General features: G+C 32.3%; 12 protein-coding genes. All 12 read left to right on the top strand.

What is annotated here, in order from left to right; translation table 11 throughout:
• Positions 1 to 76 precede the first annotated feature (76 nt).
• The 12 genes from EYR00_RS11045 (at position 77) to EYR00_RS10990 (ending at position 12,787) form a co-directional block, all read left to right on the top strand.
• Positions 77 to 1,972 (top strand): sucrose-specific PTS transporter subunit IIBC, encoded by a 1,896-nt coding sequence (locus EYR00_RS11045; RefSeq protein WP_003536175.1) that lies wholly within the window; start codon positions 77 to 79, stop codon positions 1,970 to 1,972.
• Positions 1,973 to 1,983: 11 nt separating this feature from the next.
• Positions 1,984 to 3,384 (top strand): glycoside hydrolase family 32 protein, encoded by a 1,401-nt coding sequence (locus tag EYR00_RS11040; RefSeq protein WP_003536177.1) that lies wholly within the window; start codon positions 1,984 to 1,986, stop codon positions 3,382 to 3,384.
• A 131-nt stretch (positions 3,385 to 3,515) separates the two neighbouring features.
• Positions 3,516 to 4,481, top strand: a complete 966-nt coding sequence (locus tag EYR00_RS11035) for a sugar ABC transporter substrate-binding protein (RefSeq protein ID WP_003536179.1) — start codon at positions 3,516 to 3,518, stop codon at positions 4,479 to 4,481.
• Entirely contained in the window at positions 4,481 to 5,791 is a 1,311-nt protein-coding gene (locus EYR00_RS11030; protein ID WP_008791331.1) for a sensor histidine kinase, read from the top strand. Before EYR00_RS11035 ends, EYR00_RS11030 begins: the two co-directional genes overlap by 1 nt.
• Positions 5,784 to 6,458: a response regulator transcription factor gene (locus EYR00_RS11025; RefSeq protein ID WP_003536183.1), complete on the top strand. Its 675-nt coding sequence runs from the start codon at positions 5,784 to 5,786 to the stop codon at positions 6,456 to 6,458. Before EYR00_RS11030 ends, EYR00_RS11025 begins: the two co-directional genes overlap by 8 nt.
• A complete protein-coding gene (locus EYR00_RS11020; RefSeq protein ID WP_003536184.1) occupies positions 6,451 to 7,746 on the top strand; it encodes an extracellular solute-binding protein in 1,296 nt (431 codons plus the stop codon). Before EYR00_RS11025 ends, EYR00_RS11020 begins: the two co-directional genes overlap by 8 nt.
• A 141-nt stretch (positions 7,747 to 7,887) precedes the next feature.
• Positions 7,888 to 8,313, top strand: a complete 426-nt coding sequence (locus EYR00_RS11015) for a PTS sugar transporter subunit IIA (RefSeq protein WP_008791332.1) — start codon at positions 7,888 to 7,890, stop codon at positions 8,311 to 8,313.
• A 12-nt stretch (positions 8,314 to 8,325) separates the two neighbouring features.
• Positions 8,326 to 8,817, top strand: coding sequence for a PTS sugar transporter subunit IIB (locus EYR00_RS11010; RefSeq protein ID WP_003536186.1), 492 nt, complete (start codon positions 8,326 to 8,328; stop codon positions 8,815 to 8,817).
• Positions 8,818 to 8,844: 27 nt separating this feature from the next.
• Positions 8,845 to 9,681: a PTS mannose/fructose/sorbose/N-acetylgalactosamine transporter subunit IIC gene (locus tag EYR00_RS11005; RefSeq protein WP_003536187.1), complete on the top strand. Its 837-nt coding sequence runs from the start codon at positions 8,845 to 8,847 to the stop codon at positions 9,679 to 9,681.
• A 1-nt stretch (position 9,682) separates the two neighbouring features.
• A complete protein-coding gene (locus tag EYR00_RS11000; protein ID WP_003536189.1) occupies positions 9,683 to 10,519 on the top strand; it encodes a PTS system mannose/fructose/sorbose family transporter subunit IID in 837 nt (278 codons plus the stop codon).
• 15 nt (positions 10,520 to 10,534) lie between these two features.
• Complete coding sequence (locus tag EYR00_RS10995) at positions 10,535 to 10,810, top strand: hypothetical protein (protein ID WP_003536191.1); 276 nt, start codon at positions 10,535 to 10,537, stop codon at positions 10,808 to 10,810.
• A gap of 186 nt (positions 10,811 to 10,996) precedes the next feature.
• Positions 10,997 to 12,787: an ABC transporter ATP-binding protein/permease gene (locus EYR00_RS10990; RefSeq protein ID WP_003536193.1), complete on the top strand. Its 1,791-nt coding sequence runs from the start codon at positions 10,997 to 10,999 to the stop codon at positions 12,785 to 12,787.
• The last annotated feature ends 2 nt before the right edge of the window (positions 12,788 to 12,789 follow it).

Genomic DNA, 12,789 nt, shown 5'->3' with positions numbered 1-12,789 from the left:
TTAAAAAGTATTGACAGGGTCACAACAATCGCTTATAGTATATTTGTGGAACCGATACCATAGAGGAGGATAAAACATGGATTATAACAAAATTGCCAAAGAAATAATTAATTGTGTTGGTGGTAAAGAAAACATTACGGGGGCAATGCATTGTGCAACTAGGCTACGTTTAAATCTAGTTGATGAAAGCAAGGTTGATGAAGAATCATTAACTGATATTGATGTTGTGAAGGGAACTTTTTTAGCTAAAGGGCAATATCAAATTATTTTAGGACCAGGTCTAGTTAATTTGGTATGTGACGAAGTAACAAATATTTTAGGAATTAAAACTGATAGTACGCTCCAAGTAGAAAAAGTAGAAGAAAAAGGAAACTTATTACAACGTGCAGTTCAGTTATTAAGTGATATTTTTGTTCCAATTATTCCTGCCATCGTTGCTGGCGGATTGTTAATGGGAATTAATAATATTTTAACAGCTCAAGGACTATTTTTTGCTAATAAAAGTTTGATTGAAGCATATCCGCAATGGGCTGATTTAGCATCAATGATTAATTTATTTTCAAACGCTGCATTTACTTTTTTACCAGTGTTAATTGGATTTAGTGCTACTAAAAAGTTTGGTGGGAATCCATATTTAGGTGCAGCTTTAGGAATGATCATGGTTCATCCGGATCTACTAAATGCTTATTCGTATGGTAAAGCAGGAGTAGAAGTACCAGTATGGAATATTTTTGGACTATCAATTGAAGCAGTAGGGTATCAAGGAACGGTTTTACCTGTATTAGGGGTATCTTGGATCTTAGCTAACATTGAAAAACGTTTACACAAAGTGACACCAACTTGGCTGGACAATCTTACAACACCATTATTAGCAACGTTAATTACTGGTTTTATTACTTTTATTTTAGTTGGCCCATTATTAAGAGAAGCCGGGGTCTTATTATCTGATGGAATATCATGGATGTATAATACGCTAGGATTATTCGGAGGTGCAATCTTTGGATTTTTCTATGCACCAATTTGTTTAACAGGAATGCATCATAGTTTTATTGCAGTTGAAACACAATTATTGGCATCGATCAAGACAACAGGTGGATCATTCATTTTTCCAACTGCATCAATGTCAAATGTTGCTCAAGGGGCAGCAGTTATTGCAATTTTATTAGTAACTAAAGACAAAAAATTAAAAAGTATTTGTTCAGCTTCAGGTATTTCAGCGTTATTAGGAATTACTGAGCCTGCAATGTTTGGAGTAACTTTAAAACTTAAATATCCATTTATTGCAGCTATGGTAGGTTCAGCAGTTGGAAGTGCTTATTTAGCGGCAACAAAAACACTTGCTAATGCTTTAGGGGCAGCAGGTATACCAGGTTTCTTATCAATCGATCCTAAGAATTATTTGAATTTTGCAATTGGGATGGTCTTAAGTATTGCAGTGTCATTTGTTTTAACAATTATATTATATAAACGTGATATGGCTAAACAACCTACTCAAGATAGTGAACTGCCAACTGAAGCTAAAGAAGTAAAAACAAACATTATCACTGCACCGCTAGCTGGGAAAGTAGCTTCAATAACGGAAGCACCAGATGAGATTTTTGCACAAAAAATGATGGGTGATGGGGTAGTTATCTTTCCTACAGAAAATATTTTAGCAGCTCCGATTGATGGTGAAATTACAATGATCTTTCCTACAAAGCATGCTTTAGGAATTAAAAGTAATGATGGAATTGAAATTCTTATTCATGTAGGTTTGGATACTGTAAAACTTGAAGGAAAACCATTTAATTTATTTGTTACTGAAGGTCAAAAAGTAAAACAAGGTGATAAATTAATGGAAATTGATTTTGCGATGGTTGAAGCAGCAGGATGTCCAATTGCGACACCATTAGTTATTACAAGTCAAAATCAATTTGAAATTATTAATCTTGGAACATGTAGTTTAAATCAAGATATAATCAAATTAGACTAGGAGAAATAGTTATGACCTGTTTAAATAATGAACAAATCAAAAAATTAGAAAAACAAGCAAGTAATGATGAATATCGCCTTAATTATCATTTAATGCCACCTACTGGATGGTTAAATGATCCTAATGGATTATGTCAGTTTGAAGGGATTTATCATCTTTACTATCAATATGCACCAGACGATTGCTTTGGAGGTGATAAATATTGGGGACATTATAGTACAAAGGATTTTATTACTTTTAAAAATGAACCTGTTGCCCTGTTTCCTGATTGTTCTTTAGATGCTGGAGGTGCTTATTCTGGCTCAACAATAATCAAGGATAATAAAATGTATGTTTACTATACCGGTAACGTAAAATATCCTGGGAAACATGATTATATTCATACTGGTCGTGACCATAATACAATTATGGTTATAAGTGATGATGGAATTAATTTTGGTGAAAAAGTATGTCTAATGAAAAATGACGATTATCCAGATGACTTGACTTTGCATGTTCGAGATCCGCAAATTATTAAAAATGGTGATCATTATTATATGATTTTAGGAGCTAGAACAAATCAAGATGTTGGCTGTTGTTTATTATATCGAAGTGATGATCTGGTTAATTACAAACTAGTTAATCGCATTATTTCTAATGAACCATTTGGCTATATGTGGGAATGCCCTAATCTAGTTAAATTTGATGAGCAGATGATTTTATTTTGCTGTCCGCAAGGAGTAGAAACAGCAGGTTATGATTATGAGAATCTATATCAGAACGGTTATTATTTAATCAACGGTGATCTTGAAAAAGATTATAGATTAAGTGAATTTATTGAATTTGATCATGGCTTTGATTATTATGCTCCACAATTATTTATTGATGAGCAAGGAAGAACTATTATTATTGGCTGGATGGGGATGCCCGATGTCCCTTATACGAATCCAACAACCAAATATAATTGGCAACACGCTTTTACGCTTCCACGTGAGCTAACCTTTAAAAATAATAAAGTATATCAATTACCAATAAGTGAAACTAAATCGTTGAGAAAAGCTAAAGAAATAATTAATTTGTCTAATCATGAAAAAATATCTTGTAAAGGCAATATATATGAGTTATATTTACCGATAAATAATCGTGATTTTACTCTAACATTACGAAATGATGCAGTTATTGATTATCACAGTAATTTGTTGACATTTTCAATGGGTGCAAGTGGTTATGGTCGTGATTCACGACATATCGTTATTGATGATCTATCAAATATGACGATTTATAGTGATACTTCATCATTAGAAATATTTTTCAATGATGGAGAATATGCACTTACAACACGTATATATGATCATAGTAGCAACCTTGAAATATCTATTGACACAGAAATTCAATGTACTTACTATGAGCTAAATAGTTATCAGATAGTTTAGGTATCTGAAGAGGTCGTGACCAGGTTACGACTTTTTTATTTTCTTAGTATGACATTTGTCACTTTAAAATTGTGATGAAAGCAGTTACTATATAATTACAAATGTAATGTATAAAGAAATAGGGGGAATTTATGGAAATCAAAAATAATCAAAAAACAATTGTTAAAATGATGGTATTTCTTTGCCTCTGTATTACGTTGATGATTTTTGGATTTTATAGTTATCCAGATTTTAAAGCAACAGTAGGACAACAGCGTTTTGGGGCAACCTATATGACGATGAATAATCCATTTTTTGAAGTGATTAATAATGAGATAAAAAAAGCGGTTGAAGCGAATGGAGATGTCTTGATTACACTTGATCCAATTTTAGATGTTGATAAGCAGAATGAACAAATATTAGATTTGATTGACCAGCGTGTTGATGCGATTTTTGTTAATCCGATTGATGCTAAAAAAATAGAAATTGGATTAAAAGCAGCAAAAAAAGCTAAGATTCCGGTTATTGTAGTTGATGCCCCTATTTATGATGAGTCATTAGTAAATTGTTCAATTGCTTCTAACAATTATGATGCAGGTGTTTTATGTGCAAAAGATATGATGAGTAAACGAGATCATGCTAAGATTATTTTATTAGAGCATGCTACTGCAAAGTCTGCGGTAGAACGTATTCAGGGATTTCTTGATACTATTGCTAGTAATGCTAATTATCAAGTTATAAATCGTGCTGACTGTGATGGTCAAATTGAGATTGCAATGCCAACGATGAAACAGATGCTAAAAGAAACTCCTGCTGTAGATGTTGTTATGGCATTAAATGATCGTAGTGCTTTAGGAGCATTGGCAGCGATTGAATCAATGGAAATAGATAATGTTTTAGTTTATGGAGTCGATGGTTCGCCTGATGTTAAAGAATTGATCAATACTGGACTGATTCAGGCAACAGCAGCTCAATCACCTGTCAAAATGGGACAGTTAGCTTATCAAAAAGCGAAAGCGTTATTAGAAAATAAGAAGATTGAAAAGAAAATAGAAGTACCAGTAGAGTTGATTAGCCGTGATAATATTTCTAACTTTGAGTTAACGGGGTGGCAATGATGCAATACAGTGAGTATCGCTCTGTATCGTCAATTAAAAATATGATGATCATAATCAATTTTATTATTATTTTATTTGAAGCTAGTATTATTTTATTTTCAACAAAATATGTTTGTAATAATTTGATGGGGCGCGATTTTTTAGATACATTAGCATATTTACCAAAGAATCCGACTAAAGTATTTATTTATTCAATTATAGGATTTGCATTGTTGGTAATGATTATGTTCATTAGAAAATCTGAGAATTTTCAAGTTCGAAATGGACGAGTCATTTGTAATGGATTAGAAATAATTTTATGTTTCTGGATTATTTATAATCTTTATATGGGCTATAATGGAATAGCTTTATTAGTGTTTGCAGATATAATTTTTAATACCAAAAATGGGCGCAATACAATGGTTATTATCGGGTTTATTTTAATTATTTTTTTGTTATCTAACTATGACATTATTTCTAATATAATTCCAATGGTTTCTTTAGACAGCTATATACAGGTTTATGATGCCGCGACGAAAACTGCGATTTTAATAGCTAAAAATATTCTTGAATCAACAAACCTAGTCTTGTTTATTATGTTTTTAATTGTCTATATTGCAAATCAAATTAGAGAAAATGAGAATATTTCAAAAGAACTTTCTATGATCAACGAAGTTAATAAACAATTGAAGGATTATGCTGCGGTGACAGAAAAAATTGGCGAGAGTAATGAAAGAAAACGACTGGCACGAGAAATTCATGATACACTCGGTCATGCTTTGACAGGAATTGCAGCTGGAATTGATGCATGTATTGCAATGATTGATATCGATCCTAATGTAACTAAACAACAGCTTTTAGTTGTTTCTAAGGTTGTCCGTGAGGGGATTAGTGATGTCCGGCGGTCACTTAATAAATTGCGGCCCGGAGCTTTAGAAGAGCACACATTAAAAGAAGCAATTCAAAAAATGATTAAAGAATTTAGCGATGTTTCAGAGGTTGAGATTATGCTTGATTATCAGTTAGATAAAGTTGATTTTGAAAATACTAAAGAAGATATTATTTTTAGAATTGTTCAAGAAAGTATTACAAATGCATTAAGACATGGACGAGCTAAAAAGGTTGAAATCAATATTTACCAAAGGGTATCTGATTTAGAAATTGTTATTGCAGATAATGGAGTTGGCTGCGATGATCTAAAATTAGGTTATGGGTTAAAACAAATGCAAGAACGGGCTGCTATTTTAAATGGACGTTTAGAATACTATAGTAAAGAAGGTTTTACAGTTAAGGTTACAATTCCAATGAAAGAGGGGGAACGATATGATTAAGGTATTAATCGCTGATGATCAAGAATTAATTAGGGAATCATTGAAAATTGTTTTAAATACACACGAAGATTTACAAGTGATCGATACAGTAGAAGATGGTTTTGGTGTATTAGACAGTCTAAAACGAAATATTCCAGATGTTATTCTAATGGATATTAGAATGCCAAGAATGGATGGGGTATATTGCACAAAGATGGTTAAAGAAGCCTATCCGGATGTTAAAATAATTATTTTGACAACATTTGATGATGATGATTTTGTTTTTAGTGCATTAAAATTTGGAGCTAGTGGATACCTTTTAAAAGGAGTATCAATGGATGGATTGTATCAGGCTATTTTAACTGTTGTTTCTGGAGGTGCAATGATCAATCCGGATATTGCGACAAAAGTATTTAGACTTTTTTCGAAGATGGCAAATACTAATTATGCAATCAATGTTAATGATGATAATGTTAGGGAATTAAATAAACCAGAATGGAAAGTAATTCAACAAGTTGGTTTTGGTTTATCAAATAAGGAAATTGCTCAAAAATTATTTTTATCTGAAGGAACCGTTCGAAATTATTTAAGCTCTATTTTATCAAAGCTAGAACTTCGTGATCGTACTCAGTTAGCTATCTGGGCAGTCCAAACAGGTCAAACAACAAAGGATCTTGACGATGATTAAAAAGAATAAAATAATGATTATTGTCTTAGTTTTAGTTATGGGAATCGGGTTAATATATTACCACAATCAAAAGAAAGTTCTAACAATCGGAATATTTGCGGGAAGTAATTGGGATGTTCCTACGTTCGATTATTATGAAATGATTGATAAAATAATTGTCCGTTTTGAAAAAGAGCATCCCAATGTTGAAGTTCAATATAAAAGTGGAATTCTTAAGGAAGATTATTCTTTATGGTTATCAAATCAGTTATTAATTGGTGCTGAGCCTGATTTATACATGATTTTAAATGAAGATTTTAATTCCCTATCAGCATTAGGCGCATTAAAAAATTTAGACTCGATCATTACTGATGATCAAGATTTTAATAGTGATGAATTTTATCAAAGTACTTATCAGGCAGGACAGTATCAAGGTAAACAATATGCTTTGCCTTATGAAGTAAATCCTACTTTAATGTTTGTAAATAAAACTTTGCTACAACAAGAAGGAATCAGTCTTCCAAAGGACAATTGGTCGCTAGAAGAATTTTATAATGTCTGTCGACAATTGACTAAAGATAGTAATAATGACGGAATTATCGATCAATACGGCTGTTATAATTATGAATGGATCAACGCTATTTATGCTAGTGGAATAGAGTTATTTAATGAAACTGGAACGACCTGTGATTTTAATAATCACGAAGTAAAAAGTGCTATTCAATTTATTGAAAAACTGAATGCTTTAAATCGCGGCTTTAATATTACTTCCAATGATTTCGATCAAGGCAAAGTAGCTTTTGCACCAATGCAGTTTTCTCAATATCGAACATATAAGCCTTATCCTTATCGAGTAAGTAAATATTCTACATTTGAATGGGATGTGATTGAAATGCCTCAAAGTTCTGAGCAACATTTAACACAATTATCATCTTTAATGATGGGGATGTCGATGCGAACTAGTGCTCCTGAGTTAGCTTGGCAACTATTAAAAGAATTTACTTATAGTCAAGCTTCACAGCAGGATATTTATGAATATAGTCAAGGGGTATCTCCATTAAAAGAGGTGACCGAATCTAAACAGGTTTTGAAATTGTTAGAGGAAGATACGCTTGGTGATAGTAAAATTGATATGCGGGTATTAAGCCAGGTAATGGAGTATCCAACCACAAATACGCGATTTAGAAAATATGAGGCAGCAATGAAGATTGCTGATAATCAGATTAATCAAGCACTTCAAAACAATCTGGATTTAGATACTTCATTAACTGCTTTACAAAAAGAAATAACTAATTATTTAAACGAGTAGCAAGTATGACTATTCGTTTTTTATTATGACAAATGTCATTAAAAAAATGACATTTGTTTATGAAAAGAAATGACAATGCTCAGATGTATTGAAAGGGGTTACTTGATAAGATATAGATGTCAAAAGAAAGGGAGATTAAAAATGAAATATGTAATATTAGTTAGTCATGGGAACTTCGCTGAAGGGTTACTAGATTCTTTAAAAATGCTTACAGGTAATCATGATGATGTAATTGCAATAGGATTAAAAGATGGAATTACAGCTGATCAGTTTGCTATAGACTTTACTGAGATAATCACTAAAATTCCTAAAGAAAGTGAAATTATTGTTTTAGCTGATATCATAGGTGGTTCACCTTTATCAACTGCAATGAATGTATTGGCACAATCAGGATTGATTGATAAAACGACAGTACTTGGGGGAATGAATTTACCATTAGCTTTAACAACAATATTAATGAAAGATGTTTTAGATACTGATGCTTTAATTACAAATGTGACGAGTGAGGCAACAGGTGCAATTAAACAATTTGTTTTAGAAACAAATGATGAAGATGATGATATTTAGGAGGAGAAGATTATGTCAGTTTCATTTGTAAGAATTGATGATCGGATGATTCATGGTCAAACTTGTACGCGTTGGGCTAGAGAATATCCTTGTGATGGATTAATTGCTGTAAATGATAAAGCAGCAACTAATGATGTTTTAAAAGCTGCCTATAAAGCAGCAAGTGGTAAGAAAACATTTGTTTGGACATTAGCAGATTTCGCAAAAAAATCACAAAAAGTTTTAGATAGTGACACAAAATATTTCTTGATTGCTAAAAATCCAATTGATATGTGTACGATTTTAGTAGATCAGGGATTTGATCCTGGTGTTAAAACTGTTATTGTAGGACCTTGTAATGATCGTGAAGGGGCTACTAAATTAGGTAATAACCAGTCAATTACTCAAGCGGAGGCTGATGCGTTTGAACGTATCCATAAAGCTGGTTATACAATAAAATTTGCTTTATTACCAGACGTTTCGATTGGGACATGGGATGATTTCAAAAGTAAATTTGGTTATTAAAATATAAATGTAAAGGGGATTTTTATTATGGAAATAAGTTGGATTCAAGCCGCCTTACTTGGATTATTTGCTTGCTTATCAAGTATGCCAGGTTTAGGGGGAACATCATTTGGTAACTACACATTAGGTCGACCTTTAGTTGGTGGTTTAGTTTGTGGAATTATTTTAGGTGATATTCAAACTGGAATTTTAGTAGGGATTGCAATGCAAGTAGTTTATATCGCTCTTGTTACTCCAGGGGGAACAGTTTCGGCTGATGTACGGGCAGTAAGTTATATAGGGATTCCACTTGCTATGATTGCAATTAAAAGCTATGGTCTAGATGCTGCCTCAAGTGACGGAGCTGCACTTGCAACATCATTTGGAACAATGGTTGGAACTTTAGGAACAGTTTTATTCTATGGTACTGCAACGATTAATCTAGCATGGCAGCATATTGGCTGGCGGGCAGTAGAAAATGGAGATTATAAAAAATTATATATAGTAGATATGGTATTACCTTGGATTTCTCATATTTTATGTTCATTTATTCCTGCGATGATCATGTGTAAAATGGGAGCTCCGATGGTTGACTTGATAAAAACCTATTTACCAATGGATGGGGTTGCAATGAAAACATTATTTACAGTCGGTTCATTATTACCATGTGTCGGAATTGCAATCTTATTAAAACAAATCGTTACTAAAGCAATTGATTTTATTCCATTTTTCTTTGGTTTTACTTTAGCAGCTGCTTTAGGAATTAACTTAGTTTCTGCAACTGTTGTTGCGGGAATGTTCGCATTGATCAATTATCGAATTAAAATGTTGACACTTGGTAAAGTCGCAGTTGCTGTAGTTGATGATGACGAGGAGGATATATAAGATGGAAAAGAAATTATCAAAAAAGACCCTAACCAAATCTTTTCATAATTGGTATTATGGGAATTTAACATGTTTTTCTCAAGAACATATGCAAACATTTGGCTATTTGTGTTCAATGTTACCAATTGTTGAAGAATTGTATGATAAAAAAGATGCTCGGGCAAAAGCCATTAAAACGTATACTGCCTTTTTTAACACCGAACCGCAAGTAGGTTCCGTGATCGTTGGAATGACAGCGGGGTTAGAGGAGGCTCGTGCTAATGGTGCTGAAGATGTAGATGATGAAACAATAAATGGATTACGTGCAGGATTGATGGGACCGTTAGCAGGAATAGGAGATTCTTTAGTAGTTGGAACGATAATTCCTATTTTATTAGGGGTTGCAATGGGAATGTCTACAGGTGGTTCACCATTAGGGGCTATTTTCTATATTATTGTTTGGAATTTATTTGCTTATTTTGGAATGAAGTTATTATATTTTAAAGGTTATGAATTGGGTGGTAAAGCTGTAGATTTTCTAGTTGGACCTCAAGGAGAAGCTTTACGAGAATCAATTACAATGTTAGGTGGTATTGTGATTGGGGCAGTAGCAGCTACATGGGTTAGTGTAAAAACAAGTTTTTCGATGACTGCTGCTGGAGCTAAAGAACCGTTTTTAGATTTACAAAAGACGTTAGATGGTGTTTATCCTGGATTTTTAACTGCTTTATTCGTGTTATTATGTTGGTATTTATTGTCTAAAAAGAAAATGTCACCAATCAAAGTAATGTTATTATTAGTGGTTATTGCTCTTATTGGAGTATTGGTTGGATTCTTTAACCCGGGATTAACATATTAAAAAGGAGAACTTAAAATGGATCAAAGAGTAAAAAAAGCATATTTTGAAGAAATAGAATATCAGACTAAACAAATTAATCGATTAAAAATATGGCTAAAAAATTTATTAATTATTTCCTCTCTTATTATAGCTATCATATTTTTTGTAGATAAAATAAGTATGATTATTACTGTGATTTCATACATTGCTTTAATAATAATCATAATTTCTTTGATTATTATTAACTTGGCGATTCGTAATGGTTCAATGAATGTAAACAATATTATTATTAAAATGGAACATATTAAATAATAAATTAAACAAGCCCCTAAAGGAGTATTTATGGTTTAGTAAAAAAGGGGCTCTGATGATTTTAATAGAGCTTATATTAGCTGGAAACTAGGAAATTTTAAAATTTCCTAGTTTTTTTCGAAACATTTGTTTTTAGTTTGACACACTATTAAATCTTGAGTAACATAAGTACATTGGAGGTGTACTATGCTGTTAATAAATAAAACATTAATTAGAATGTCCGAAGGAATTAGAGGTTGGATTGCAATAATTACCGGACTTAAAATATTAACATTAGTAGGAACAGTAATGTTTGCTAAAACTATTTCATCCTTTTTAAGTGATTTATATCATCCGAAAATGTCACAAGAGCAGTTGCTGGCAGCAATAATCAGTGCATTGATTGCTTCATGTTTGATTTTAATAGCTGATCTATTAACTGGAGAAGCCGAATATCGCTGTGGGGCCAAAGCACGGATTAATTTGCGTAAAGAGATTTTTGAAAAAATGCTTCAATTAGATGTTGGTAAAATTGAAAGGATTGGAGCAAGTAATACAATTAGTAGTGTTGGCGATGGAGTGGAGCTAATGCAGGTTTATTACACTAAGTATTTACCAAGTTTGCTGTATTGTTTCTTTGCGCCAGTTTATTTATTTTTTCAGTTAAAAGATACTTCGCTGCTAGTAGCGACAATACTACTGATTATTTCATTAAGTTTACCGTTAGTAAATAATTATTTTAGAAAAATGATTGATCAATTAAAGAAAGAATATTGGACTAGTTTTCAAGATTTAACAAGTTATTATTTAGAAAGCTTAAAAAGTTTGGTTACTTTGAAATTATTTAATCAAGATCGACGTAGACATGATAATTTGAGGCGAAAAGCGGATACATTTAATCAAAGTACAATGTCGATTATGAAAATGAACTTTTCATCATTTTTGGTTTCAGATGGATTAATTTATTTAGGTGTTATTCTGGCAGTAGTAATTGGCTGTTCACAATTGGCTAAAGGAACGATTGATTTAGCACAGGCAGTTTTATTGTTAATGTTGTCATATAGTTTTTTTAGTTCAATTAGACAATTGATGTCTGCGACTCATGATGCTTTATCAGGGATTGCGGCAACAATAAAAGTAGATGAAATATTAAATTTAGATGCTTCAAGAATTCATAAGAGTGAGGCTGAAACAGCTCACGAAATAGCGGTTAAATACAGTCAGGATACTTTAGCTTATTTGCAGGATTATTCGGGGATCATAGTAAAAGATATTGTTTTTAATTATCATCAAAGGCGCCAAGTTTTAAAGCAGTTAAGTATTGAAATACCAAAAGGTAAAACAACTGCAATTGTAGGTAAGAGTGGTTGTGGAAAAAGTACGTTGGCAAGTATGCTAATGCGTTTTATTGACCCAGATCAAGGCTATTTATTTCTTGATGGTCAAAGTTATTTTAGTTTAACGCCTGAAGAAGTTAGAAAAAATATTGTTATGGTACCACAACGGGTTAGTATTTTTAGTGGTTCATTAGAAGAAAATTTGAAACTGGCTGCACCAAATGCTTCAACAAGTGAATTATTAAACGTTTTAAAACAAGTGCATTTATATCAATGGTTGCAAAGTTTGCCAGAAGGCTTATCGACAGATTTGGGTGATAGTGGTGCTAAATTATCTGGCGGGCAGCGTCAAAAGATTGGAATCGCCAGAGCTCTATTAAGTGGTGCTCCATATTTAATTTTTGATGAAGCAACTTCAAGTGTTGATCGTGATAGTGAAGATGAGATTTGGCAATGTATTAATGAGCTTGGTTTAACTAGAACATTAATTATTATTTCTCACCGCTTATCGACAATTCAACGTGCTGATAATATCATTGTGTTAAATCAAGGAAGATTAGTTGAACAAGGGAATCATCAAGCATTATTAAAATATCATGGTGAATATTATCAGTTGGTAAAAGAACAAGAAGCTTTAGAAGCAGCGGGAAAGGTAGGATAGAT

It is taken from the genome of Thomasclavelia ramosa DSM 1402, assembly GCF_014131695.1.
Classification (GTDB): Bacteria; Bacillota_I; Bacilli_A; order Erysipelotrichales; family Coprobacillaceae; genus Thomasclavelia; species Thomasclavelia ramosa.
Note: the sequence above shows the minus strand (reverse complement) of the source record. Positions and strands in the feature narration are given on the sequence as shown.